The following is a 26126-nucleotide window of genomic DNA, read 5'->3' as shown; positions in this document are numbered from 1 at the left end:
TGTGGCAACAGCAGCGGCTCAGACAAAACAGTCGAGTATACAAATTACAGGTATGACCTGTGCAGCTTGTGCAAACAAAATTGAAAAAGGCCTCGGTAAGATGGACGGGGTCACATCAGCAAATGTTAACTTTGCTTTGGAAAAGGCGAGTGTAACGTATGATCCCACGAAAGTGGAAATGAAAGAACTTGAGGAAAAAATCAAAAAACTTGGATATGGTTCCGTATCAGAGGTTGCGCAATTCAATCTTGAAGGCATGACCTGTGCAGCATGTGCGAACAAAATTGAAAAGGGCCTGAACAAATTGCCCGGCGTGACTAACGCTTCAGTAAACTTCGCCATGGAAACGGCTCGAGTTGAATTTTCTCCTGGTGAAGTTTCCATCGAAGACATGAAAGACAAGGTAAGAAAACTCGGTTATACAGCGATCAGCAAAGCAGACGGTTCCAGTGGTGGTGCAAGTGAGCATCGTGCTAAAGAACTGAGCAAACAAAAACGGAAATTACTGATTTCGGCAATTCTTTCCTTGCCGTTGTTGTGGACTATGGTAGGTCACTTCTCGTTCACTTCATGGATCTATGTACCGGAATTGTTTATGAATCCGTGGTTCCAACTAATTCTGGCTACACCAGTACAATTTTATATTGGTAGACAGTTCTATGTGGGTGCGTATAAGGCTCTCCGAAACGGGAGTGCCAACATGGATGTTTTGGTATCACTTGGTACCTCTGCAGCCTACTTCTATAGTTTGTATTTAACCATTCAATGGTCAAGTATGGCTGACGGGATGCATCATGGTCCATCCCTCTATTATGAAACGAGTGCGGTCCTTATTACATTGGTTCTTATGGGTAAATTGTTTGAATCACTTGCGAAAGGCCGAACATCAGAGGCAATTAAATCACTGATGAGTCTGCAGGCGAAGACGGCATTAGTGGTTCGGGATGGCAAAGAACTTACCATTCCAGTGGATGAAGTCATTGTAGGAGATGTTGTCCTTATTCGCCCAGGAGATAAAGTTCCTGTAGATGGAGAGGTGCTGGAAGGGATCTCATCTGTAGATGAATCCATGCTTACAGGTGAAAGCCTTCCAGTAGAGAAAAAAGTCGGAGATGCTGTGATTGGAGCTACGATTAATAAAAACGGTATTCTTCGGATCAAAGCAACCAAAGTAGGTAAAGAAACCGCTCTTGCACAAATTATTAAGGTTGTTGAAGAAGCTCAGGGATCAAAAGCACCAATTCAGCGGGTAGCCGATGTGATCTCGGGCATATTCGTCCCGATCGTTGTAGGAATTGCAATAGTTGCTTTCGTGGTTTGGTACTTCTGGGTTACACCAGGCGATTTTGCAGGTTCGTTAGAAAAAGCAATTGCGATTCTTGTTATCGCATGTCCATGTGCACTTGGACTTGCAACCCCAACATCCATTATGGCGGGGTCTGGTCGTTCGGCTGAACTAGGGGTGTTGTTCAAAGGCGGAGAGCATCTGGAGCAGACGCATAAAATTGATGCGATCCTTCTGGATAAAACCGGTACTGTTACAAAAGGTAAACCTGAATTGACTGACGTCGTCGCTCTTGGCAATGAAAATGAATTCCTGAAACTTGTTGGAGCTGCAGAGAAAAATTCTGAGCATCCACTTGCAGAAGCCATCGTTGTAGGCATCCAGGAACGAAATATCGAACTACCAGGAACACAATCCTTTGAAGCATTTCCGGGTTTCGGAATCCAGGCAATGGTTCAAGGTAAACAACTACTCGTGGGTACACGTCGACTGATGGAAAAGTATAATATCGATGCAAAAGCAGCTTATCATTCGATGTCACGTTTGGAAGAAGCGGGGAAAACTGCGATGCTGGTTGCCATTGATGGTCAATATGCAGGTATGGTCGCTGTAGCGGACACGATTAAAGAAACTTCGAAAGCTGCAGTGAGCCGTCTGAAAGAAATGGGCATTCAGGTCATTATGATTACAGGTGACAATGAACGGACGGCAAAAGCCATCGCTGCTCAAGTAGGTATTGACCACGTTCGTGCAGAGGTCTTGCCGGAAGGAAAAGCGGAAGAAGTGAAAAAACTGCAATCTCAAGGTAAAAAAGTGGCCATGGTTGGCGATGGTATCAACGATGCACCGGCTTTGGCAACTGCAGATATTGGTATGGCGATTGGTACGGGGACAGATGTAGCGATGGAAGCAGCTGATGTAACACTCATGCGCGGCGATCTATCCAGTATTCCTGATGCTATCTACATGAGTCGTAAGACCATGAACAACATTAAGCAAAACTTGTTCTGGGCACTTGGTTACAACACTTTAGGCATCCCTATTGCAGCTATCGGTCTGTTAGCACCATGGGTTGCAGGCGCAGCGATGGCCTTGAGTTCGGTATCCGTCGTTCTGAACGCCCTGCGATTGCAACGCGTAAAAGTACGTCACTAGTCAAAGTACTAAATAGGAGCGAACATAATGATGATGAGGAGTAAAAAAATCATGCTAATGTTAACCGGTGTTTTAGCTTTCGGTGTGTTGTCTGCTTGCGGAACCCCTAAAGAAAGTGCACATACAGATGGACATGGTGGTATGAATCATACTGAGATGAATTCTGAAACTGAAGGTGCGAGTCATGATCACGCAGGGCCTCATGCTGATTCAACAGCAAGTGCCCTTGAAACCTCGTTCTCCTTTGCATCAGATGTGAAGGCCAATGAAAATTCGCATCTGACAATCCAAATCACGGACGTCGATGGTAATCCGGTTAATGAATTTGAAATGGGTCACGAAAAACGAATGCACCTTATCGTGGTGAGTAAAGATCTTTCTTACTTTAATCACATTCATCCAGATTTTAAAAGCGATGGAAAGTTTGTGATTGAAACTTCATTTCCAGCTGGTGGAGAATACAAAATTCTTGCCGACTTTGTTCCAAAAGGTGGAGCGAGTACTACACCCAGTGAATGGGTGAACGTTGGGGGTCCAGAAAAAACCCAAGAGCCTGTTCAAGCGGATTCCAACCTTATAAAAGAAGTGGATGGTAAAAAAATCGAACTTTCATTGAGTACCAAAAAGACCAACGAAGACGTAAATCTGACCTTTAATATCATGGATGCGAAAACGGACGAAGGGATCAATAATCTGGAACAATACCTCGGTGCTGTAGGTCATGTTGTTATCCTTTCTGAGGATGCAGAGCAATATCTGCATGTTCATCCAACAGAGGAAAAGGTAACAGGTCCAAAAGCGGAGTTTATGACCTCCTTCCCGCATAGCGGAATCTATAAAATCTGGGGCCAATTCCAACATGATGGGGAAGTCTTTACAGTACCTTTCGTAGTAGATATAAAGTGAGTAAAGAGGTATGAGCATGGGAGATCAAATTAAAATAGCGATTAGTCCAGCAATCCAACTTGGTGGAAGCTTATTCACTCCGGAGCAACTAGTTAAAATTGGCGAGATTATTGGTCCAGATTCAAAAGTGGAGATGACACCCTTTAAGCAACTCTACACAGAAGTATCGATTGAACAACGAGATCAGATCACAAATGAACTTGAGGATCACGGTCTTGAAATAAACCCTGCAGGATTTGTAACCAAAAGTCTGATCGCTTGCAACTTTTGTAGAGGTGCAGAAGAAGCAGGCATGGAAACAGCCAAAAATTTAAATCAGGCCATTTCCGGTATCGATACGCCTACACCACTCAAGATTGGATATGCTGGATGCGCCTTAGGCACAAGTGAACCGTTGATTAAGGATATTGGGATCGTAAAGATGCGCGATAAGTTCGATGTTTATGTTGGTGGCGAGTCGAAGGGGCTTAAACCCTCCTTCGCCAAGCTTCTACACTCCGGATTAATGGAGGATCAGCTTATTCCTTTCGTTACCGCAATTATTGATTATTATAAGATGCATGCAAAAGGCAAAGAAAAGTTCAGCAAATTCGTTAATCGAATGACACTGGAAAACTTGAAGTCTATGACGCTTGAAAGGGGGTGAAAACAGTGAAAGAAGCAACTGTAAAAATTCAAGGTATGTCTTGCCGTTCTTGTGTATCTAAAATTGAAGGTGCAATTAGCGCTCTTGGCGCTGAAGGCCACGTAAATTTTGAACAGGGAACAGTAGAAGTTCGATTTGACGATTCTAAAGTTCAAATCGCTGAAATTGAAGAAGCGATCCGTAAAAAAGGATATAACGTCGGAGCGTAATATATATTGAAATACAAGGGAGAGTAATTGGGCATGACGGAATCCATTCAGATTTATTCAATCCCAACCTGCAGCGATTGCAATTATGCTAAACGTTACTTTAAAGAGCATGAGCTTCCCTATACGGATTACAATTGTGAAGAAGATGCCAAGTACGCTGAGGAAGTCTGGAAGTTGACTGGCAAACAGGTTGTTCCAACCATTGTCATTGGAGATATGGTCTTTGTAGGCTTTGCCGAAAATCTCACTGAAATCAGCGAGTTAGTTAAGTAACTCTTACGACCCCGGTCAACTTCCGACTGGGGTTATTCTTAATAAAAATATACCTTTGACTGATATATCTTTGTAGGAGTGGAGGGTATAATATGCTTACAAGATGCAGTAGATGGTTGCCCAACCGATTCATTCTTGGTTGATGACAAGCCGTTCTCTTAGCACGTACCATGATACTTCTTGCTCCCTTTACATAGGGTAGGGGGGGATGGTAATGTGTTAATAAAGGAGTTGATCTACATGGATGATACGATACTTGAGGACGCCTCATGTGACCATACATCTTCAAACGAGCGGAAAAGCCATCATTCGGAGAGTACAAAGCGAAAATTAATTAGCCGGTTGAATCGGATTGAAGGGCAAGTGCGTGGAGTAAAAGGAATGATTGAGAAGGATACGTATTGTGATGACGTGTTGCACCAAATTGCCTCCATTCAATCCGCGTTGAATGGCGTAGGAAAGCAGCTTTTGGAACATCATATGAAAAGCTGTGTCATTGAACGCATTTCAGAAGGCGATCACAAAGTTTTGGATGAACTGATGATCACTGTAAATAAGTTAATTAAGTAAGCTAGGATAGGGAGATATCCTCTTGTTTTATTCAGGCAAATGCCCCATCAGTACTTCAAATGACCATATTGACAAATCTAACGCCTTCCACTAAGATAATCGTACAAGTAAATAATGAATATAATCAGGATTGTTACTGATCAGCAGGCAAGACCGATTAATATGCAAACATGTAGAGTATAATTACCATGTGTGCACTATTAATGGTCTTTTTTATTTGCTAAATTCTGTTAACGTTTCATTTTAAAAGGAGATTCGTATGAAAATCACGCGAATTATTAATAATAATGTCGTCTGCGCTGTAAATGAAAGACGCCAGGAGATGATGCTTCTAGGAAGTGGCATTGGTTTTCAGAAGAAAAAAGGAGACGATGTGGACACAGAGAAGATCGAGAAAGAATTTTTCCTGAAGTCCAAAAATGTAACTGGCAAATTATATGCCCTGCTCGCGCAGATTCCGATGGAGTACATCCGTGTGTCCGATAGTATTATTCAATATGCCAAGCACTCCTTGGATAAAGAGCTGAATGAAAATATATATTTGACGCTAACAGACCATATTAACTTCGCCGTATCACGCTATAAACAGGGAATGAACTTCAACAATGCGTTATTGTCTGAAATTAAAGCATTCTACGCCAATGAGTATCGAGTGGCTTTGAAGGCTTTGGATATGATTAATCAAGAATTCAACATTACGTTGCCTGAAGATGAGGCCGGCTTTATTGCGCTTCATATCGTCAATGCAGAACTAGGATCTGAAATGGAAGATACCATGAAGATGACACAATTGATTCAAAAGGTCTTAAATATTATTCGTTATCAGTTCAAAATTCACTTTAACGAAAGCTCCCTTCACTACTCCAGACTGGTCACGCATCTAAAGTTTTTTGCCTATCGTCTGTTTAACAATACGGTGATGAAAAGTAATGATAACGATTTCCTCAATATTATTAAAGAAAAATATAAGCTAGAGTACCAATGTAGTCTAAGAATTGCGCAGTTGATTCGGGTAGACTATGGGAAAGAATTAACCGAAGACGAATTGGTGTATTTAACTGTTCATATCAAAAGGGTGACTGATGAAGAAAGGGATTGACCCATCATCGCTCCATAATGACTATACTAGGATTGTTACTGGTGATGCAGGCAAGACCTAGAGTTCCATCGTGTATAGAGCATATCTATATTCGATAGAACTCTAGGTCTTTTTTTGTAAAATAATACATTGAAGGGGGAACAAAAATGAAACATGAACAAACGGCTACCGACATTCTAAAACTTGTTGGTGGTGAAAAAAACATCGAAAGTGTTACACACTGTGCTACCAGGCTGCGCTTTAACTTAAAAGACGAGTCGATTGCAAACAACGAAGCACTGAAAAACGTACAAGGAGTTGTGGGCGTTGCCAGTAGTGGAGGTCAGTATCAGGTCATTATTGGTAATGAGGTCAACAACGTCTATAAAGCCCTTGCGCAACTAGGGAACTTTACAAGCAAGAATGATGCTCCAACTGTGAAAAAAGGAAAAGTCTCCACTGTTCTGGACACGATTTCCGGAATCTTTACACCCATCCTACCGGCGATGATCGGTTGTGCCATGATTAAGGCAGTTCTTCTTATTTTGAAAACCTTTGATCTCGTTGACCTTGACGGTCAATTTAATACGATTATGACTTTCGTCGGGGATGCGGCTTATTACTTCTTGCCAATGCTGCTCGCTTGGAGTGCTGCTGTTAAACTTAAAGCTAATGTGGGTTTTGCGTTAACCATTGCGGGTATCTTGTTACATCCTAGCTTTTCGGCATTGATGTCTGCGGGTGAGCCTGTTACGTTCTTTGGTCTGCCTGTCACACAAGCGACGTATTCTTCTTCCGTTATTCCAATTATTCTAGCTGTATGGATCCTGTCATATGTGGAACGATTTGCTGAAAAGTATTCTCCTTCCGTGATCAAATCCATTTTGAAACCTTTAGTTGTAATACTTGTTATGGCACCTCTAACATTAATTATTCTAGGACCATTGGGTGCGATTGCCGGTAACTACCTTGCTTCTGCTGTATCCTATGTCAATACACACGCAGGATGGTTAGTGTCTGGTATTATCGGCGGGGCATTCCCATTCCTGATTCTGACGGGGATGCACTATAGTTTGGGACCCGTTGTCCTCACTGCTTATGCACAAACAAAAACCGATGGCATTGTTGGCCCAGGTATGCTCGTACACAATATTGCTCAAGGTGCAGCTGCGCTCGCGGTCGCATTAAGAACCAAAAATAAAGCGTTTAAACAAGTTGCTTACTCTACTAGCGTAACTGCGCTGTTAGGAATTAGCGAACCTGCATTGTTTGGTGTAAATCTACGGTTAAAAAAACCACTGATCGCTGTTGTCATTGGTGGTATTGTAGGCGGAATATACGTTGGCTTGTTCGGTGTAGCTCGATCTGCTCTAGGCATTGCCGGCTTGGCTACGTTACCAGCATTTATCACTGATAATCCATGGAACCTAATCCATGCAGCAATTGGTCTGGTCATTGGCTTTGTTGTTACCTTCTTGATGACGCTTATTTTAGGATTTGAAGATGTGCCTGAGGATGGAGAGGATCAACGAACACCAGCCAATTCATCTTCAACAAACCGTGTGCCTGTTGTTAGTGTTTCTGAACATGTACTCACAGCACCAATGACTGGTCGAGTTCTAGAGTTATCAACAATAAAGGACGAAGCCTTTGCAACTGGAGCTATGGGAAAAGGGATCGCCATTGAACCTACAATTGGAAAGCTTGTTTCACCAGCCGATGGTGTCATATCCGCGGTATTCCCTACCTTCCACGCAATTGGTATTAGCTCGAATAATGGCGCTGAACTCCTCGTTCATATCGGCATGAACACGGTGAAGCTGAAAGGTGAACATTTCAAGGTGCATGTACAAGAAGGTGATGAAGTAAAAGCTGGGGATTTACTTATCGAATTCGATACAGATGCAATAGCCGCCAAAGGTTATGATCTGACTACACCTATTATTGTTACGAATTCAGATGACTTTACAGATGTAATTGGTATAGACAAACCATCGATTACGATCGGGGAAAAACTAATTAAGATCATATAAGGAGGAATTTCCAATGAAGAACACAACCGTATTCCCAGACTCTTTTATGTGGGGCGGCGCAACAGCGGCGAATCAATACGAGGGTGCCTGGAACATTGATGGTAAAAAAGCAAGTACAGCAGATATGATGACGGGTGGAACGCATACTATTCCAAGACGGATCACTAAACACATTGAGGAGGGTGTAAACTATCCTTCCCATGAGGCAGTAGACTTTTACCATCATTACAAAGAAGATATCCGTCTGTTTGCAGAGATGGGCTTTCGATGCTTCAGAATGTCCATTGCTTGGTCCAGAATATTCCCCAACGGGGACGATGTAACGCCAAATGAAGCAGGACTTCAATTTTACGACAAGGTGTTCAGTGAACTGAAAAAGTATAATATTGAACCTATCGTTACGATCTCACATTACGAAGCTCCGTTTGCGCTAACAGAGAAATTCAATGCCTGGGCTTCCAGAGAGATGATCGACTGCTACGTACGGTATTGTGAGACCATTTTCACCCGTTACAAGGATGTCGTGAAGTACTGGATTACATTTAATGAGATCAATAGTTTAATTGTTCCAGCAGGTGCATATATAGCAGGGGCATTATTAGTTGATGATAGTGGTGTATTTAACAATACGGTTGTGGATAGTACGCAATTAAGATTCCAGGCTTTACATCATCAATTTATAGCAAGTGCAAAAGCTGTCAAACTTGCTCATGAGATTAATCCGGCGCTCCAAATCGGTTGTATGATTAATTATAGTCATGGTTACGGAAGTACATGTAAACCGGAAGATATGTTGAAGGCTCTGAGAATGGATCAGATTAACAATATGCTGAGCAGCGACGTGCAAGTTAGAGGGGAATACCCTGACTTTGCCAAAAGATATTTTAATGAGAACAATATTCAGATTGAGATGGCAGAAGAAGACGTAGAAGTGCTAAAACAAGGCTGTGTTGATTTCTATAGCTTCAGCTACTACAAGTCTCATGTAGTGGGTACCCGCCCAGAAGGTGATGAGACCCAGGGGAATGTCTTTGGTGGATTCAAAAATCCTTATTTGAAGGCAAATGATTGGGGATGGCAAATCGATCCAGTTGGACTTCGTTACGTACTCAATCATGTGTACGATCGGTATAGAATCCCTGTAATGATCGTTGAAAATGGTCTGGGAGCGGTTGATATCATCGAAGAGGATGGCTCTATCCATGATACGTATAGAATCAATTTCCTACGAGATCATATCGAACAAATGAGAGAAGCTATCCTCGATGGCGTTAATCTTATCGGCTACACGGCTTGGGGTTGCATCGACATCGTTAGTGCCTCAACTGGCGAAATGGAGAAACGCTACGGATTCATTTATGTAGATAAGGATAACGAGGGCAGTGGTACCCTGAAAAGAAGTAAAAAGAACAGTTTCCACTGGTATAAAAAGGTGATTGAATCCAACGGGGAAAGATTGGATTTGGAAATATAATTTGCAATCGAACGAAAGATGATCCAATCTTTAAATTCCATCAAATAGACCAAGTACTTATCACTTTGTGAGACAAGTACTTGGTTTTTTGTGCATCAATAATAAAACTAAAAATTAATTATTTGGATGGCTAAAGTGGCTGACAATATCCAGTCTACAGTTCATTATGGTGTCCTAGGTTTTTCAAAATCTAAATATAAATATTTACCTCTTGCATAAAGAACGTGTGTTCGGTCTATAATATATACAAACATACGTTCTCAAATGTACAGGAGTGATTTCAGTGTTGGCTAAGCAGCGAACTATTATGCTCATCGACATGCAGTCGTTTTATGCTTCAGTCGAAAAGGCAAAAATGCCTCAATACAAAAATAGACCATTAGCTGTTGCGGGAGACCCCGCAAGACGCTCTGGAATTATCCTTGCCGCTTGTCCACTAGCCAAAGCGAAGGGTGTGTCTACCGCGGAACCACTCTGGCAGTCTCTTCAGAAGTGCCCTGAACTGATCATTGTGAGACCACACATGCAAGAATATATCGAAGTATCCACTCAAATCATGTCCATTATTGAAGAGTTCACCGATCTGGTCGAACCGTACAGTATAGACGAATTATTCGCTGATTTTACAGGGTCTATGCATCTATTCGGTAATGATCCAGTCGATTTGGCCAAGCAAATTCAAGACAAAATCTATAATGAAACAGGCGTTTACGCGAGAGCTGGCATTGGTGAAAACAAAATCATCAGTAAATTATGTTGCGATATGATCGCTAAAAAAGCAGAGGGGGGCATTTTCCACTTAAAAAAAGAGGAGTTACACCTCCATATTGGAGATAGGCCCATCCGCGATATGTGGGGGATCGGCTCCAGAATGGAAAAACATCTGTGGAAGATGGGCATCCGAACCATTAGAGACCTGGCGAATACGCCTCTTTCCAAATTAAGAAGTAAGTGGGGGGTTAATGGAGAAGTCATTTGGCGAGTCGCAAATGGACTCGACAATTCGCCGGTAACCGTCAGCACGCACAGTACACAAAAAGATATTGGAAACGGAATGACCCTACCTAGAGATTTCACAGAGGCTTGGGAGATCGAAGTGGTTATTCTCGATATCTGCACAGAAGTATGCAGAAGAGCCCGCAAAAAGGGACTGATGAGCAGTGTCGTATCCGTAAGTGTATCTGGAGCGGATTTTGACCACCCCACTGGTTTTCACAGGCAGGTTAAACTGTCTGATCCTACAAACATAACCGTTGATGTATGCAAGATAGCCAAACGCATATTTCATCAACACTGGGATGGGCAACCTGTGCGCCGTGTAGGCGTATCCCTGTCTCAATTATCCAACGCGGATACATATCAACTATCTTTTTTTGATGATCAAGAGCAGAAACGGGCCATTGATCAGGTGATGGACGACATTAAGGATCGATTTGGCGACATTGCCATTCTACGAGCAAGCTCCATTACGGCTGCGGGTCAAGCGATCGATCGAGCATCTAAAATTGGGGGGCATTATAAATGAGCAAAAAACTGGAGGCCAATGGATTATGGGAATCGAGCCGCATGATGCTTCCTCAACATAAAGAACGAATTATACAGCATCGTACTCAAGTTCATTATCTAACGAAACCGCTGATCCATGAAGATGAGTGGGAGATTATTACACAAAATATAGATATGTCGCTCAATTATACATTGCAAGCCACCTTTGAAATATTTACTGAGTCAGGCAATCGGGATATACACGGGATCGTCACTTCAGTCAGTACCTTTGGAAAGAAAATCAAAATTGAAATGGAGAATGGATTTGAATGGGTCGATTTTGATCAATTGGTCGCTGTAAAACTTGAAGAAGGAGGCGTGTAAAGTGCGACAGACTTTCGAGGAACTTTCACTCGTGAAGAGGGTGGTAGAGCTCCCTTATCTTTTAGGTGCTCTGGAGGTAGATAAACATAAAATATACGCTTCAAACTTCAAAATGAAATCTGTGTATGTTGACTACCTGGACGGTACCCAAAAGAAAATTGCTTTAGAAATGTACAAATCAAAACAAAGGCTAAAGGAACATCATATTAAAATCATAGATGAAGTGAGATCTGAGCTGAGTTTAACGGTAGATTATTCGGTGAGAGGTTACATTCATAAAATGACATTATTATGGAGCAAAGTGAAAGTGGATGTAACCTTAATGCTTACCGAACATATGAACGTTGATATTACTGATTTGCTCAAATGAACATAGAAAATAAGAGTCTAACTTATGGGTGCGGCAACAAATACGAGCAGATCTTTCGGTAAACCGGGAATCACAAAAAAGATAAATAAAGAGGCAGAGTAAACTATGTTTGGATGTCAAAGATAAAAAACTTCATTATTATAAATCTGCCCCTGTATTCAGTAAGGACATTCAAAAGAAAAGCCACGAAGGAGGAGGAATAGCAGCAGGTTTAAGACAGTCGAGAAATCAGTAGGATGCCCAATTTCCCGGTTCGCTTGTGGGACGTAATTTTCAAGTCGTCATTTCAAGTAGCATGAGAAATTTTAAGATAAAACTCAAGAGGAGAAGTGGGCGTAAAAGTAATTGAGGGGATGGTAGCGTCATGCCAATTGAAATCAAAGACATTGTGTCTAAGAAAATATTAAGTGAAGTAAAAGGTTATCTAGATATTGGTTTTACTCATTCACTAAATCCCTATACGGGTTGTGCATTTGCTTGCGAATACTGTTACGTCAGAGAAATGCCTATTCAAAAGTTTAAGGATATTCCTTGGGGATCGTGGGTGGATGTCAAGAAAAATGCAGCAGAAAACTATCTAAAGGAAGTCTCTCTTCTAAGACGTAAAAATAAACCCATAAGTATATTCATGTCATCAGCCACAGATCCTTATCAACCTGTAGAGCAGAAGGCAAACATTACAAGAAGCCTGTTGGAAGAAATGGATAAAAACCCACCAGATTCACTTCAAATTCAAACTAGAAGCCCGCTGGTTGCCAGAGACCTTGATATACTGCTGAAATTAAAGGAAAAATGTAGAATTATGGTTTCAATGACAATCGAGACAGATCGCGAAGACGTGAAACGAATTTTTTCGCCCTATGCTCCTGGAATAGATTTACGAGTTAAAGCCTTGAAAAAGATAAATGATGCAGGGATACATACACAAGTATCTATTTCCCCTGTGCTACCTTTTTCACCTAATTTCGCTAACATGTTACAAGGCATAACTGATCGAATTTGGATTGATACGCTATTGATTGGTGATGGTCAAATGGGGATGAGATCTAAGCGGTTAGGGATGCCACAATTATTTGAGGCGAACGGCTGGGAGAAATGGTACGAGAAAAGAATTCATCTGAAAGTCGAAAAATATTTTAAGGCAAGGTTTCCATCTGAAATTATTCATGTATCCAAAAACAGTGCATATCCATTTTGATTTTAAATAGCCATTCATTTAATGAGGATCTTGCCCGTTTTTTCTTCATGCAATAGAAATATTGCAGAAACTGGTGTTCGAAGATCAACTCTCTCATACGAGTCAATGGAGGACGTATGAGTCCTCCATTGATTTAACTTGAAGATGTAGAGGGATTCATTCTATTTTGAAATGACCGTGGAGTAACAATTTGACATCATTCACTCTGATGAATATCGTTTGGAAGTTCATCATTGAGTTTCTGGTACCCGAGCCCCCATGTTTCCATAGAGAATATAATTGGCTTCAGTGAATTTCCTAAATCACTTAAGCTGTATTCGACTCTCGGAGGGACTTCTGCAAAAACAGTACGAATGACAATTCCATCCTCTTCCATTGAACGCAAATTTTCAGTGAGAACCTTTTGACTGATCTCAGGTATACTTTTACGAAGTTCTCCGAATCGATGAGTTCCCTTCAAAAGATCCCTCATAATCAATAACTTCCACTTGTTACCTATCAATCCAACTGTCGTTGCGACGGGACACAACGGCAACTCTTTTTTTGAAATCACTGTATTATCGCCTCCAATAGTTACTATTAGTTTCCTATATAACAAAAAGGTGCCTACTTTCAAAATCAATACATTGCTTATATTATAATTCTGTCGATGAAAAATCAAATGAAAGGAGGAGGGAGTTTGCAAGAGAGTTTATGCAACTGAGTGACTATTTTTTGAATCATATGTTAACGTTCTTGAATTCTTGGAGACAGCATTTAGAGATCAGTTTATTGGCTCTGCAACCTAAAGATAAAATACTAGTTACAAAAAGGTTCCTATGCAACATTAAGGTGCCTACTTACCAATTATCTAAAGTAGAGATAAAATTTTAATGAAGGCATATGCTCACGAAAATAGAAAGGGGTTTAAATATGACGATTACAGAAAACAAACAATTGATGTATCGTTTCACGAACTTCATTAATACGGCAAGCAAGGAACTTGCTGAAGAATTGATTGCTCCAGATGCTGTTTTTTATGTACCTATGCAAAAAGAACCAATGAATGGTCCAAGTGGTTATCTCTCCATAATTCATATGATGAGATCTGGTTTTTCCGATATACAATGGACTGTTAAGGAGCTGGTAGCAGAAGAGGATCTAGTAGCAGCTCATTTTGTCATGAAGGGCACACAAGACGGAGAGTTTCTCGGGTTTCCACCAACGAGCAAAAAAATCGAAGTAAATGCAATGAATTTTTATCGGATCTCTAATGGCCAAATTATTGAAGAGTATGGTCAACCCGATATGCTTGGCTTGCTTCAACAAATAGGGGCAATTCCAAAAGCATAATTAGATTAAAGTAGAAGAGGGACTGCATTTTGCAATCCCTCTTCTTAGTGATTTTACAATTAGGAAATATAAACTACTAGTTTTAGCCTAGTTTTTGCGAACCATTGAACCACACAGATTTGATTGACAAGGTATCTGAAATATTAGTGATCGGATCACCGTTTATGAGAATAAGATCAGCACGTGCACCTTCGGTAATCCGGCCACGATCTTGTAGACCAAAGCAACGGGCCGGTTTGGAAGTAGCCGACTGAAGAGCTTCAATCGGAGTGAACCCAGCCTTCACCAGCAGCTGCATTTCGTGGTGAACACTGGCCCCATGAGCAAGGCCACCAAGGTTCGGAACGGGAACCGGCGCGACATCCGTCCCTACAAGAATATCAACTCCGGCACGGTGAAGATCCATCACATTTTTGAAGCTGTTCTCCATGTTACCTTGTGGGAATGTATTGAAGCTTGAGTTCAAGATATCGATCCAATCCGGACTTAATTTGGAATGAACTCGTGGATCATTAGCCAATTCTGATGCCGGATTACCTATAATCGATGAATTTAACACCAAGCACGGTGTAACAAAAGCTCCAGAATCAGCTATGGATTTAACCAATTCGGACGTGTACTCGGGTCTGTCGATAAACAAGTGGCCCAAACCGTCGACTCCAAAATCGATGGCTGCTTTCGATGAAAGAGCCGTCAAAACGTGGGCAATGACCAACTTATCGAACTTGTGGGCTTCAGTAACGGCTGTTTTTAGAATCTCATCACTTAGAACAGGCAGGCCGGGTGCACCCATAACCGTTCCCTCTTCAATCATGATCTTAATATAGTCGGATCCATTCTCCACTTGGGTATGCACATGTTTGATCGCTTCTTCAACCGACGTCACTTGAGGTATTTCGTCGTGATCGTGAGCGTAGGCGGCCAGCATTGCTTCCCGGTCTTCCTCCGATAACTTCTCTAGTTCCTTTAATACGAATTCAGGTATTTCATCTCCATCAGGTAGTAATTCATCTGGGTGCCCACCAGGAGCGGTAATCGCTGTACCAGCAGATCGGACGTCTGCGATGTCATCGACATTTTTTAGCTGAATTTCGCGCCCTCTTTTCGTAAAATCGCCGTTCATTTCGAGTTCTGTTGTAACACCGAATTTTAAGGCATCTCGTAATCCGCCAATGGAGGTATGGACATGTGCATCAATCAGACCAGGTATTAATGTCGCATTTTCTCCATCGATAATTGTTGCATCACTTGGGATGTCTCCGCCCACTGAAATAATGGACACCCCTTTAATGACAATATGTCTGGGAACAATAATTTGATATCCATCAAAGATTCGTACATTTGTAATCGCCGTAATTTCTTCTGACCCAGCATTCTGATTTAATTTCTCCATCATAACTCCTCCTAATGTGTTTGTAACTGAACACTTCGCAGTATAACTGTTAGATATCTAACAGTCAATATTCTAACTGTTGTTTGACAAGCCTACTGGGATCACTGTATATTTTAGCTACTTACAATTAGATTCCTAACAATTACAGAGGGGAAGATGAACGGTCATGCATTCCCGAGAAGATACGCCTTATATGGATTTGTTTCAAATTATCGGTCTTAAGTTAAAGAAAAGAGCGGATGAGAGTATAAAAGAGCTAGGATTAAGTTCTCAACAAGGAAAAGTAATCGATTATATTTATGAGAATCAAGATAATCATATTATTCAAAAGGATCTTGCAGATCGGTTTCATCTGCGTGGGGCAAGCGTTACAAGCATGCTTCAAGGTCTAGAGCAAAAAGGTTTCATCGAACGTAAAATCCCGGTCAATAATGAACGGCAAAAAAATATTTACGTATTACCAAAAGCGGTTGACTTGATTGAAGACTTCAATAACTCATTTCAAAAAGTGGAGGATGAAATCGTTCAAGCCCTTAATGACAAGGAGAAGCAAATCTTAAAGAAATTACTGATCAGAATTAATGAACGCATATAATAGACTGGACAGGAGAGGTAAATGGTGGCCATAGAACACTGATGACATTGATTTCTCATCAGGAATTATTACTTACAATGGAACGGAAATCTTGGATCAAGAAGATATTTTTCAAGTCAATACTGCATCGTTTGAAAATCTTTCTATTTAAGGCGGTATATTAATGAACAAACTTGAAATTAAAGTATCTAACTATAATCCCAAGTATGCTGAACATACAGTGAAAATGTGGAGAGATAGTAAGGAACGGGCAATTGGTCAGGCTGAAATCCATAACTTCGAAAACCATCTATATTTTTTAAATCATATACTATCTAAACAGTATCAAATAGATTTAGCGTTAATTGATGAAAAAGTAGTTGGAATGATTGCCTATAGTGAAACTGAGATAAGCCAACTTTATATTCATATTGATTATCAAGGGAATGGAATAGGGCGAACCTTGCTTAATAAAGCAAAAGCACAAGCAAATGGAAAATTAACTTTATATACATTTGAAGTGAATAAAAATGCCCAAAGATTTTATGAGGATAATGGATTTGAAATTACTGGTAGAGGACAAGAAAATGAAGAGAATTTACCTGATATACGATATGAATTGAAGTTGTAAAAATCGAATATAAAGTTACATTCAAAAAAGTGAACAGTCTGCAGGTTAGCAGGATGCTTGACCACCCAACCATTTTCACTGGAAATGTAATCCCATGTATTTATCTTGACAGTAATTGAGTCTGACTCGTAATATTTGAAGTGGAGATGTAGGAAAGGGGACTCGCCGGACAATGTGGACTTCCTTGTAATGGTTATCTAAACTGGATCGCACGACTTGGTGTTTTGGTTATAACCACACGCCTGGTTTGTGATGCCGATCCGCAATCATTCAAGGGACGCGAGGAACCGTTTGAATCAAACCCGGGCGCGGATACTTGATGTATCCGCTTTTTGTTATACCTAGGATAATTCCATCTCCAATGAAAAATGGTTTTCTCCCTCCCTTATTAAACGGAGGTAATAAAATGACCAAACTATACGGAAAAACCGCTATTGTGACAGGCACAAGCCGCCCCGGAGGTATTGGAACCGCTGTCTGCCGCACGTTGGCACAAGAAGGCGCTAATGTGTTCTATACCCATCTGTACGATTACGATAAAACAGAGAATCCGGGGGATGCCGACAAAAACTGGCCGGATCTCTTTGCCGAAGAACTTCGCTCCTATGGCGTTAAGGCAGCGCATATGGAGGTCGATCTTACCGATCCCAATTCTCCAGCGCAACTGCTTGATGCATGCCGATCGGCTCTCGGGCTGCCGACCATTCTCGTCAACAACGCTACCTACAGTGTAGCAGCTGATTTCCGTCAATTAAATGCATCATTGATCGATGCGCACTGTGCCATGAACATTCGAGGTACATTCATGCTATCGGCCGAATTTGCGCGTATGCTGGAGGTTGAACTGGCCGTCCATCAGGACCTTTGCGGCGGCCGGATCATCAACCTCACGTCCGGTCAAGGTAAGGGGCCGATGCCTGGCAATCTCGCTTATGCCGCAACAAAAGGCGCTGTCTCCACCTTTACCGAATGTCTATCTGCTGAACTGGCTCAGTTTCACATTACTGTGAATGCGGTTGATCCCGGGCCTACTGATACGGGTTGGATGTCAGAAGAAGTGAAAAAAGCTTTGCTACCGGAATTTCCGATGGGCAGGATCGGTCTTCCTGAAGATGTATCCCGTCTGATTGCTTTTCTGGCAAGCGACGATTCCCAATGGATCACCGGACAAATCATTCATTCTAGAGGTGGTTTCTAATTTCCATAAAACCAAAGGAGGCCGCCGATCAACAGGATCGGCGGCTTTATTCGACTACCGGGTGGATACTATGCTTTGTGAAGAAGTTTATGCAAAGGTGGCGAAAGAAGCTTTACGTCAATACCCAATCAATTGGGTAAAACTTGTCGTCGCCGCCTGTTAACGTCTTCGGAACGCTCCACCGCGCGCCAGAGCATAGAAAATCAAGAGAGCAATGATTGACCCGACGATCGCGGGTATGATATGAAATCCACCCACCACCGGCCCCCTCGGTCCCAACAGTTCATACCCTAACCACGATCCAACAAAGCCAGCAATGATATTTCCAAGTACGCCTCCCGGCACGTCCCGTCCAATCAGATTTCCACTTAACCAGCCAATTAGCCCACCGACAATAAGTATCCAGATTAAATACACGAATTGGTCTCCCTTCCATTGATTTATTACAAGTTATGTTTCGTTAGGGGGAATGTTGCGGATCATCTGCGAATCGACCACTAAACCATTTCCATTTTAATCCAAGGGTAGTAAAATCGGTTGTACCACCACTAGTATGAATGCTGGTGCAGATGGGGGTGAAGATGGCCAGTATAGAAAGGAGGCGCTCAGGTGTTTATGTTTCGAAGTGCTTTTATTACAGCCTTGTTGATGATGTTTCTGATGTCAGGCTTGACTGCTTGTTCTGAGTCAGAGCAAGCGGAAGATAGGGGTGCTTCGACAAAGGCTGACTTCACGGAGCAGATACAGAGCCTTAATCTGAATCTGGAAGAACCGTCATGGAAGCTGGATACCACCCCCGTGAATCTAACGTGGTTCGTTGGAGCCGAATGGTACGGGCATACTTGGGGTGAGAGCCTGACTTCCAAATATGTCACCCAAAAAACAGGGGTCAATATCGAATTTGAAGTATCAACTGGTGAACCAAGCGAGATGTTATCACGAATGTTGACGACCGGTAGTCTGCCGGATCTGATAACTATCGGCTCCTGGGAGAGTGCGGTTAACAAACTTCGGGAGAGTAATCTCGTCTATGCCCTGGATGAGCTAGCCAGCCAGTATGATCCTTACTTTTACAAGGTAGCAGGTGATGGTGCTCTACAATGGTATCGGCAGGAAGACGGCCATACCTATGTCATTCCCAATGATGCGTACAGTCCCGAACAGATGCGTTCAACCGGCTTGACGGGAGCGAACCAAACCTTTCTCGTACGTAAAGATCTGTATGAGTCGATGGGAAAACCGGCCCTTACCACACCAAAAGGTTTTTTAAATGCATTGCAACTGCTGAAGAATCAATATTCTGTTTATAAAGGTCAGCTGATCAGTCCGTTCTGGGCACAGGGGAATGCATCCTATGGGTTGACCGAATATTTGCAAAATCTGCTTGCGATCCCCCATGAACAGAACGGTAAAGTATACGACCGAATGACAGATCCCGATTATATGGAGTGGCTGAAAACATTTCGTACCGCTTACGAGCAGGGCCTGATTAATGTTGATTTTCTGGTCGACTCCAGTGCACAGGTGCAGGAAAAAACCAACCATGCCCAATATTTTATGATGATTCGGGAATGGACAGACATATCGGACCTCAATTCGAAATTGGAAGTCCTTACGAATCAGAATTCATACTATATTGCTGTAGATGGACCCCGGAGCAGCAGGGGAGAGTCCGCGAAACTGTTTCCCGGCAGTATGGATGGCTGGATGGTTACGATGATTAGCAGATCCACGAAAAACCCTGAACGGGCCATCCGATTTTTGACCTATCTGGCCAGCGAAGAAGGCCAAAGGGATTTATTTTTGGGCAAAGAAGGTGAAACCTGGGAGATGAAAAACGGCAAACCGCAGTTGACTGCGGCGATGGTTCAGTTGCATGACACGGACAGGGAGCGGCTGGAAAAGGAATATGGCATTATGGATACCTACTGGATGCTGCGAAACCCTGCTTTCGTTAACAAGTGGAGACCAGAGAATGCCCCATCCATTAAGCAAATGGAGGAGTTCGCCAACCAACAGGCCGATCTGGACAGCGGCATCTATAGGGGACTAGATCCTATAGGGGATTCCGATATCGCGTTAGCCTGGTCACGTATTTCTCAGAATTGGGAAGAAGTACTGCCAGAACTGATTACAGCGAAGGATGAAGCTGCCTTTGACAAAATTTTTGAAAATTTTCTGATACGTCGTGTGAACTACGGCTTTAACCAGGTGATGGAATATCGCCAAGCTGAACTGGAACTGCGGAAAGCCAAGATAGCCAGATAACCATTCCTACTACATTGTTAACTATCAGCTAACTAGTAATATATGGGATAACAAAGGTGGTGAATACATCAGAATGAAATACCTGCTAACGAGATTGAGGAAGCTTTATCGCAATGCCCGTATTTCCCAAAAGCTGTTTCTGGCATTTAGCCTGATGATAGCCATACCTGTTATTTTGATATCCTTTGTGTATATCCGCATGCAAGAAACCCAGCTATATAAGGATGCTATGGCAATGGGCAACAGCCACGTTTCATGGCTGAATGAACAATTGCGCAGAAGAATGGACATGATTGAGAACGCTTCCAATACAGCCCTTACTCAAAAGTCATTTGTGGATTTTATTCATTCCAATATGCTTGTGGATGGACTGCGTCTGGTGAAGTTTAAGCAGAACCAGTTTGAGCAAATGCTTAATATCATTCAAAGCAATGCGATGATCAGTGAGCTTAGCTTTTACGTCGATAACCCAAACTTGTACGAAATCTGGCCTGAAATCTATCACTATAAGAAATTTTGGCCGCAGGATTATTGGGTAAAGCTACGGGACGAAGGGGGTGCGGCTTACCGTTTATTTTCTTTTAGGGATGGTGAACACACATTGTCCTACTATCGTCTGGTTCGCCTTCAAGGGCAGGAGCAAAAACGCCCTAGTATTATGGAAGTGCGAGTCCCGCACAGTATGTTTTTCAGCGATTTGCTCCAGGAGAGCAAGGGGGACTTCTTTTCGGTGTTGATGAACGCAAGCGATCCTCCCCAGTATGTTTACAATCCCCAGCATGAGTTTTCTGAGAAGTATGGACAGGGGATGGAGGAGATCCTTGGCAGTATTTATCACCAGCTGGATATAGTGCCGCAGGAAAGCCCACTTCAGGTTAAGGTGGGTGGTCAGAGCTTCTATGCATTGTATCGATACAACGCTCCGTTGAACACTTATGTGGTCGAGATTGCTTCCCATCAGGCATTGATGAAGGGGCCGCGCAGTTGGTATGCATTTGTGATAACGATTACATTATGTGTATTGCTACTGATTATGCTACTCGTATCCCAAACGACGCGGCGTATTTTCCGGCGGTTGGACAGCGTACTGGTATCCATGCGTCACGTACGTAAAGGCGAGCTGGATGCAATGATTGATACAGGCCTTGATGAGAACGAAAGAGGGGATGAAATCGATGAGGTGGCGGTGAATTACAATAAAATGTTACATGAGGTCAAACGTCTAATGACACAGGTCGTGGATAAGCAGTTAATTGCCAAAAACGCACAGTTGCATTCCCTGCATTCGCAGATTAATTCTCATTTTTTATATAACGCCCTGGAATCGATCCGTATGGTGGCAGAGGTACAGAGGCAGCCTGCTATAGCCAATTCATTGGTGTCGTTGGGTTCCCAGCTACGTTACAGCATGCAGTGGCGTAGCGATACCGTTGCTTTTCGTGAGGAGCTTGCCAATATCAAAAGTTATATTGAATTTATCAACTTTATGGAAGGCGGCAGTATCGTTATGACGGCCGATCTTCCTCAGGAGATACTTCGCTACGCCATTCCCAAGATGTGTATGCAGCCCATCGTTGAAAATGCCGTTCATCACGGGGCACCTTCAGGCGGCAGGGTATCTATAGAGATTACCTTTTCTGTGGAGAATGACAGTCTGCTTTTCATTAACATAAGAGATGACGGAGTGGGGTTAGAGCCTGAGATGTTACACCGTATTCAGGCAGTACTGCGGAGCGAATCGGATACGCCGATGGTTACTAGCAGGAGCGGACTTGGTTTGGAAAACGTGAATAAGCGATTACAGCTTCATTATGGCAAGAATTGCGGTCTTTGGATTGATAGTGTTCAAGGTGCATATACCTGCGTAACGATACGTTTGCCTTGGGAAAATGTAAATCTTGGAGGGTGGTAGAGCATGATTAATATCCTGATTGTGGACGATCAAAAACACATTCGTGACGGCCTGCAGGCCATGCTGCATCAATTTCCTCTGGAGCTGAACAACATATACTGTGCCGCGAGTGGGATTGAGGCGCTGTCCCTATTGCGGCAGCATTGCATTCACATCGTTATTACCGATATTATGATGCCAGATATGGATGGGTTGGCACTCATGGCTCAAACCAAAGAGGAATACAGGGATGTGGAATACCTCATTATCAGCGGTTATAGTGATTTTACATATGCCCAAAAAGCGATCGGGCTTGGGGCAAAGGGTTACTTGCTCAAACCTTTGAAGCGAGAGGATCTGCAACATTCCCTGGAGCATGTATGGCAAGAGATCCAGACACAGCAGGCACTTACGCATAATATGCAGCGTGTATCCCGTCTTGCCCAAGAGACCGATCGTAAAGAATTAAGAATGTTTATGCAAGGTGCGTTATGTGATGACGCATGGATCCTTCAGATTGAGGAACAAAATGATGCGTTATGGCGTAATTATCGCCTAGCCCTGCTGCGGGAAGAAGTTTACATGAACCAGCCCGGAGCCAGCAGCGCCCATAGCATGGAAGCCATTGCTTATCGTGTGTTTGGCAGACAAGGTTGTATTTGCCTGCAACATCGCCCATACCTGATCCTTGCGGTGGATGCGTCCATAGATCCAACTGTTTTGCCTGCAGCGCTCAAGGAAGGAAAGATCAATGTCATAACGGCCATGACTAACCCGATTCAGGGGTTAAAAGAACTACCCGACAGCTATACCCAAGTGCTTGAGCTCTATCGCCACAGTTACCTGTTTCCTGATCAGTATAGTATTTTCCCAGCACATATTGAGCATATGGAACAGCAGTGGCAACTTCCCTATGAAGACTTATATGAACTGTTCCAGTCGATTGGAACAGATAACAGCGGAACAATTACTCAGGGTATTTCTGCAATATTTCACAAAAAGGTGCTGCAACGTTATCCTATTCGCTATACCCAACAGCTCTGCGCCGCCACCGTTCAGATGATGGAGGAATACGAACGAGTTATCCACCCTTATATGGGGGAAGAAGTGCTGGATCTTGAATCATTGCGTAATCTCTTTGATTATCAAGGGATGCGTGATTATATACAAGCACTGCAACAGCAGCTGCTTCGGCTGAATCAGTTATATTATGACTATAAGTGCAGCTATCGCCATTCGCAGGATCTAAATGAAGCCATTCGTTTTATACACGAGAGTTACCACAAACCGCTGGACCTCGCGATGGTATCCAATCATGTATCGCTTAATTATGCTTATTTTTCAAATCTGTTTAAGAAGAATATTGGTAAAGGTTTTGCTGAATACCTACGAGATGTGCGTCTGGATAAAGCGCGGCGGCTTCTCGCCGAAACCGATCATAAAATTGTTGAGGTGGCTGCTATGGTTGGATATGAAAGCTACAAAAGCTTTACACGCGCGTTCCGACTTGTGATGCAGATCCAACCCACAGAGTACCGACAGATGATGCGGCAGAAGGCAGATTGAATCAAAAGCCAAAAAAATGGGATACCACAAAAACAATTGTACCTTTTCAGCGAATTAACCTATTCGATAGAATAAAGATATCCCTTCATGTAAGCGATTTCCTTAATGCACATGGATTGGGAAAAGCTATTATTCTATTAAAGGAGGACAATTATGAAACCATCTCACTTTACGGCGAAACGGTTTATGAAAAAGGTACTCGGTATGTTCCTTGTGGTTGTGATGCTGGCTAGTATTGGCATACTGCCAACTTCAAAGGTTCAGGCAGCGGGAACTACCGTAACCTCAATGGAGTACTTCTCACCAGTAGACGGGCCTGTTATTTCAAAATCGGGGGTTGGCAAGGCCAGCTACGGATTTGTTATGCCTAAGTTCAATGGAGGCTCCGCGACATGGAATGATGTTTACAGTGATGTAGGCGTTAATGTAAAAGTGGGCAACAACTGGGTTGATATCGACCAGGCAGGCGGTTATATCTATAACCAAAACTGGGGGCACTGGAGCGATGGCGGCTTCAATGGTTATTGGTTCACCCTCTCCGCAACAACGGAGATCCAACTGTACTCCAAAGCGAATGGTGTTAAACTGGAGTATCAACTTGTATTCCAAAACATCAACAAAACAACTATCACAGCGATGAATGCGACACAAGGTCCACAAATCACAGCAAGTTTCACAGGCGGTGCAGGCTTTACATATCCAACGTTCAACAATAATCCTGCGGTCACTTATGAAGCTGTTGCGGATGATTTGAAGGTGTATGTCAAACCTGTAAACAGCAACACTTGGATTGATATTGACAATAACGCAGCCAGCGGCTGGATCTACGATCACAATTTTGGCCATTTCACGGATGGCGGAGGTGGGTACTGGTTTAACGTAACGGAGTCGATCAATGTCAAATTAGAATCAAAGACTTCTTCGGCTAATCTTGTTTATACCATTACGTTTAATGAACCTACAAGAAATTCATATGTCATTACGCCATACGAAGGAACAACCTTCACAGCAGATGCGAATGGTTCCATTGGGGTTCCGCTTCCCAAAATTGATGGGGGCGCGCCAATCGCCAAGGAACTAGGCAACTTCGTATACCAGATTAACATCAATGGGCAATGGGTTGATTTGAGTAACTCCAGCCAGAGCAAATTTGCATACTCCGGTAATGGGTATAACAATATGTCCGATGCCGACCAGTGGGGTTACTGGGCCGATTATATCTATGGTCTTTGGTTCCAGCCAATCCAAGAAAATATGCAGATCCGTATCGGATATCCGCTGAACGGACAGGCGGGCGGAAATATTGGCAACAACTTCGTCAACTATACCTTCATCGGTAATCCAAATGCCCCGCGTCCGGATGTATCCGATCAAGAGGATATCTCGCTCGGAACACCAACCGACCCGGCAATCACGGGCATGAACCTCATTTGGCAGGATGAATTCAACGGAACGACGCTGGATACAAGCAAATGGAACTATGAAACAGGATATTATCTTAACAACGATCCCGGTACTTGGGGATGGGGAAATGCAGAACTGCAGCACTACACAAACAGCACCCAAAATGTATATGTACAGGACGGAAAGCTGAATATCAAAGCCATGAACGACAGCAAATCTTTCCCACAAGACCCGAATCGGTATGCACAGTATTCTTCGGGAAAGATTAACACCAAGGATAAGCTGTCCTTGAAATACGGCAGAGTCGATTTTCGTGCCAAGCTTCCTACAGGTGATGGTGTATGGCCAGCACTGTGGATGCTTCCAAAAGATTCAGTATACGGCACTTGGGCTGCATCAGGTGAAATTGATGTTATGGAAGCGAGAGGCCGTCTGCCTGGATCAGTAAGCGGTACCATACACTTTGGTGGACAATGGCCCGGGAACCAGTATTCGGGCGGCGATTACCACTTCCCGGCGGGGCAAACTTTTGCCAATGATTATCATGTATACTCGGTAGTCTGGGAAGAGGACAATATTAAATGGTATGTAGACGGCAAGTTTTACTATAAAGTCACTAACGAGCAGTGGTATTCCGCAGCTGCACCGAATAATCCGAATGCACCTTTCGATGAGCCGTTCTACCTCATTATGAACTTGGCAGTCGGCGGAAACTTTGACGGCGGCCGTACCCCAAACGCCTCCGATATCCCGGCGACGATGCAAGTGGATTATGTGCGCGTGTATAAAGAACAGTAATTTGC

General features: G+C 42.9%; 24 protein-coding genes. 21 read left to right on the top strand and 3 right to left on the bottom strand.

The annotated features are described in order from the left end of the window. Position 1: 1 nt before the first annotated feature. From MHB71_RS08530 to MHB71_RS08470, 13 genes are all read left to right on the top strand, one after another. Positions 2–2440 carry a heavy metal translocating P-type ATPase gene (locus MHB71_RS08530; protein ID WP_339282700.1) on the top strand — a complete coding sequence of 813 codons (2439 nt, stop codon included), beginning with the start codon at positions 2–4 and terminating at the stop codon, positions 2438–2440. 27 nt (positions 2441–2467) lie between these two features. Continuing rightward, positions 2468–3346, top strand: coding sequence for a hypothetical protein (locus MHB71_RS08525; protein WP_340029306.1), 879 nt, complete (start codon positions 2468–2470; stop codon positions 3344–3346). 16 nt (positions 3347–3362) lie between these two features. Continuing rightward, positions 3363–3992: a nitrite reductase gene (locus tag MHB71_RS08520; protein WP_282321244.1), complete on the top strand. Its 630-nt coding sequence runs from the start codon at positions 3363–3365 to the stop codon at positions 3990–3992. A gap of 5 nt (positions 3993–3997) precedes the next feature. Further along, positions 3998–4201: a heavy metal-associated domain-containing protein gene (locus tag MHB71_RS08515; protein ID WP_076210398.1), complete on the top strand. Its 204-nt coding sequence runs from the start codon at positions 3998–4000 to the stop codon at positions 4199–4201. Between the two features lie 33 nt (positions 4202–4234). Continuing rightward, positions 4235–4474 carry a glutaredoxin family protein gene (locus MHB71_RS08510; protein WP_340029305.1) on the top strand — a complete coding sequence of 80 codons (240 nt, stop codon included), beginning with the start codon at positions 4235–4237 and terminating at the stop codon, positions 4472–4474. 240 nt (positions 4475–4714) lie between these two features. After that, the gene (locus tag MHB71_RS08505) at positions 4715–5044 is read left to right on the top strand and encodes a metal-sensitive transcriptional regulator (protein WP_127549284.1); all 330 of its coding nucleotides are present in this window, start codon (positions 4715–4717) and stop codon (positions 5042–5044) included. 259 nt (positions 5045–5303) lie between these two features. Next, positions 5304–6143 (top strand): PRD domain-containing protein, encoded by an 840-nt coding sequence (locus MHB71_RS08500; protein WP_340029304.1) that lies wholly within the window; start codon positions 5304–5306, stop codon positions 6141–6143. A 146-nt stretch (positions 6144–6289) separates the two neighbouring features. After that, positions 6290–8155 carry a beta-glucoside-specific PTS transporter subunit IIABC gene (locus MHB71_RS08495; RefSeq protein WP_340029303.1) on the top strand — a complete coding sequence of 622 codons (1866 nt, stop codon included), beginning with the start codon at positions 6290–6292 and terminating at the stop codon, positions 8153–8155. 13 nt (positions 8156–8168) lie between these two features. Then, positions 8169–9629 carry a glycoside hydrolase family 1 protein gene (locus MHB71_RS08490; protein WP_340029302.1) on the top strand — a complete coding sequence of 487 codons (1461 nt, stop codon included), beginning with the start codon at positions 8169–8171 and terminating at the stop codon, positions 9627–9629. Positions 9630–9915: 286 nt separating this feature from the next. Then, a complete protein-coding gene (locus MHB71_RS08485) occupies positions 9916–11154 on the top strand; it encodes a DNA polymerase IV (RefSeq protein ID WP_340029301.1) in 1239 nt (412 codons plus the stop codon). Continuing rightward, complete coding sequence (locus tag MHB71_RS08480; protein ID WP_100527527.1) at positions 11151–11498, top strand: YolD-like family protein; 348 nt, start codon at positions 11151–11153, stop codon at positions 11496–11498. Before MHB71_RS08485 ends, MHB71_RS08480 begins: the two co-directional genes overlap by 4 nt. A 1-nt stretch (position 11499) precedes the next feature. Then, a complete protein-coding gene (locus MHB71_RS08475) occupies positions 11500–11868 on the top strand; it encodes a hypothetical protein (RefSeq protein ID WP_091029878.1) in 369 nt (122 codons plus the stop codon). 364 nt (positions 11869–12232) lie between these two features. Next, positions 12233–13066, top strand: coding sequence for a radical SAM protein (locus MHB71_RS08470; RefSeq protein WP_076250537.1), 834 nt, complete (start codon positions 12233–12235; stop codon positions 13064–13066). 196 nt (positions 13067–13262) lie between these two features. On the opposite strand, the gene MHB71_RS08465 is transcribed toward MHB71_RS08470, so the two are convergent. Further along, the gene (locus MHB71_RS08465; RefSeq protein ID WP_282321241.1) at positions 13263–13619 is read right to left on the bottom strand and encodes a helix-turn-helix domain-containing protein; all 357 of its coding nucleotides are present in this window, start codon (positions 13617–13619) and stop codon (positions 13263–13265) included. 359 nt (positions 13620–13978) lie between these two features. On the opposite strand from MHB71_RS08465, the gene MHB71_RS08460 reads away from it, so the two are divergent. After that, the gene (locus MHB71_RS08460) at positions 13979–14398 is read left to right on the top strand and encodes an ester cyclase (protein ID WP_076317746.1); all 420 of its coding nucleotides are present in this window, start codon (positions 13979–13981) and stop codon (positions 14396–14398) included. 82 nt (positions 14399–14480) lie between these two features. Here MHB71_RS08460 and MHB71_RS08455 read toward each other — a convergent pair whose 3' ends face one another. Beyond that, a complete protein-coding gene (locus MHB71_RS08455) occupies positions 14481–15791 on the bottom strand; it encodes an amidohydrolase family protein (protein ID WP_340030142.1) in 1311 nt (436 codons plus the stop codon). Positions 15792–15957: 166 nt separating this feature from the next. On the opposite strand from MHB71_RS08455, the gene MHB71_RS08450 reads away from it, so the two are divergent. From MHB71_RS08450 to MHB71_RS08440, 3 genes are all read left to right on the top strand, one after another. Next, positions 15958–16386: a MarR family transcriptional regulator gene (locus tag MHB71_RS08450; protein WP_340029300.1), complete on the top strand. Its 429-nt coding sequence runs from the start codon at positions 15958–15960 to the stop codon at positions 16384–16386. A 163-nt stretch (positions 16387–16549) separates the two neighbouring features. Then, entirely contained in the window at positions 16550–16996 is a 447-nt protein-coding gene (locus MHB71_RS08445) for a GNAT family N-acetyltransferase (RefSeq protein WP_340029299.1), read from the top strand. 406 nt (positions 16997–17402) lie between these two features. Next, entirely contained in the window at positions 17403–18194 is a 792-nt protein-coding gene (locus MHB71_RS08440; RefSeq protein WP_340029298.1) for an SDR family oxidoreductase, read from the top strand. A gap of 159 nt (positions 18195–18353) precedes the next feature. Here the strand turns inward: MHB71_RS08440 and MHB71_RS08435 are convergent, their stop codons facing one another. Continuing rightward, positions 18354–18611, bottom strand: a complete 258-nt coding sequence (locus tag MHB71_RS08435; protein ID WP_074095306.1) for a GlsB/YeaQ/YmgE family stress response membrane protein — start codon at positions 18609–18611, stop codon at positions 18354–18356. A gap of 198 nt (positions 18612–18809) precedes the next feature. Here MHB71_RS08435 and MHB71_RS08430 point away from each other — a divergent pair, with 198 nt between their 5' ends. The 4 genes from MHB71_RS08430 (at position 18810) to MHB71_RS08415 (ending at position 26121) form a co-directional block, all read left to right on the top strand. After that, entirely contained in the window at positions 18810–20462 is a 1653-nt protein-coding gene (locus MHB71_RS08430; protein WP_340030140.1) for an extracellular solute-binding protein, read from the top strand. Between the two features lie 235 nt (positions 20463–20697). Then, positions 20698–22374 (top strand): histidine kinase, encoded by a 1677-nt coding sequence (locus tag MHB71_RS08425; protein WP_340029297.1) that lies wholly within the window; start codon positions 20698–20700, stop codon positions 22372–22374. Positions 22375–22377: 3 nt separating this feature from the next. Then, positions 22378–23919, top strand: a complete 1542-nt coding sequence (locus MHB71_RS08420) for a response regulator (RefSeq protein ID WP_340029296.1) — start codon at positions 22378–22380, stop codon at positions 23917–23919. Between the two features lie 153 nt (positions 23920–24072). Beyond that, positions 24073–26121 (top strand): glycoside hydrolase family 16 protein, encoded by a 2049-nt coding sequence (locus MHB71_RS08415; RefSeq protein ID WP_340029295.1) that lies wholly within the window; start codon positions 24073–24075, stop codon positions 26119–26121. Positions 26122–26126 lie beyond the last annotated feature (5 nt).

The organism is Paenibacillus sp. FSL H7-0940, from assembly GCF_037979415.1.
Lineage (GTDB): Bacteria > Bacillota > Bacilli > Paenibacillales > Paenibacillaceae > Paenibacillus > Paenibacillus amylolyticus.
Note: the sequence above shows the minus strand (reverse complement) of the source record. Positions and strands in the feature narration are given on the sequence as shown.

Excerpts from the sequence above, each read along its gene's own strand:
- MHB71_RS08525 (WP_340029306.1), top strand. The coding sequence starts at position 2,468 with ATGATGATGAGGAGTAAAAAAATCATGCTAATGTTAACCGGTGTTTTA.
- MHB71_RS08520 (WP_282321244.1), top strand. The coding sequence starts at position 3,363 with ATGGGAGATCAAATTAAAATAGCGATTAGTCCAGCAATCCAACTTGGT.
- MHB71_RS08510 (WP_340029305.1), top strand. The coding sequence starts at position 4,235 with ATGACGGAATCCATTCAGATTTATTCAATCCCAACCTGCAGCGATTGC.
- MHB71_RS08505 (WP_127549284.1), top strand. The coding sequence starts at position 4,715 with ATGGATGATACGATACTTGAGGACGCCTCATGTGACCATACATCTTCA.
- MHB71_RS08500 (WP_340029304.1), top strand. The coding sequence starts at position 5,304 with ATGAAAATCACGCGAATTATTAATAATAATGTCGTCTGCGCTGTAAAT.
- MHB71_RS08495 (WP_340029303.1), top strand. The coding sequence starts at position 6,290 with ATGAAACATGAACAAACGGCTACCGACATTCTAAAACTTGTTGGTGGT.
- MHB71_RS08490 (WP_340029302.1), top strand. The coding sequence starts at position 8,169 with ATGAAGAACACAACCGTATTCCCAGACTCTTTTATGTGGGGCGGCGCA.
- MHB71_RS08480 (WP_100527527.1), top strand. The coding sequence starts at position 11,151 with ATGAGCAAAAAACTGGAGGCCAATGGATTATGGGAATCGAGCCGCATG.
- MHB71_RS08470 (WP_076250537.1), top strand. The coding sequence starts at position 12,233 with ATGCCAATTGAAATCAAAGACATTGTGTCTAAGAAAATATTAAGTGAA.
- MHB71_RS08460 (WP_076317746.1), top strand. The coding sequence starts at position 13,979 with ATGACGATTACAGAAAACAAACAATTGATGTATCGTTTCACGAACTTC.
- MHB71_RS08455 (WP_340030142.1), bottom strand. The coding sequence starts at position 15,791 with ATGGAGAAATTAAATCAGAATGCTGGGTCAGAAGAAATTACGGCGATT.
- MHB71_RS08450 (WP_340029300.1), top strand. The coding sequence starts at position 15,958 with ATGCATTCCCGAGAAGATACGCCTTATATGGATTTGTTTCAAATTATC.
- MHB71_RS08445 (WP_340029299.1), top strand. The coding sequence starts at position 16,550 with ATGAACAAACTTGAAATTAAAGTATCTAACTATAATCCCAAGTATGCT.
- MHB71_RS08440 (WP_340029298.1), top strand. The coding sequence starts at position 17,403 with ATGACCAAACTATACGGAAAAACCGCTATTGTGACAGGCACAAGCCGC.
- MHB71_RS08430 (WP_340030140.1), top strand. The coding sequence starts at position 18,810 with ATGTTTCGAAGTGCTTTTATTACAGCCTTGTTGATGATGTTTCTGATG.
- MHB71_RS08425 (WP_340029297.1), top strand. The coding sequence starts at position 20,698 with ATGGGCAACAGCCACGTTTCATGGCTGAATGAACAATTGCGCAGAAGA.
- MHB71_RS08420 (WP_340029296.1), top strand. The coding sequence starts at position 22,378 with ATGATTAATATCCTGATTGTGGACGATCAAAAACACATTCGTGACGGC.
- MHB71_RS08415 (WP_340029295.1), top strand. The coding sequence starts at position 24,073 with ATGAAACCATCTCACTTTACGGCGAAACGGTTTATGAAAAAGGTACTC.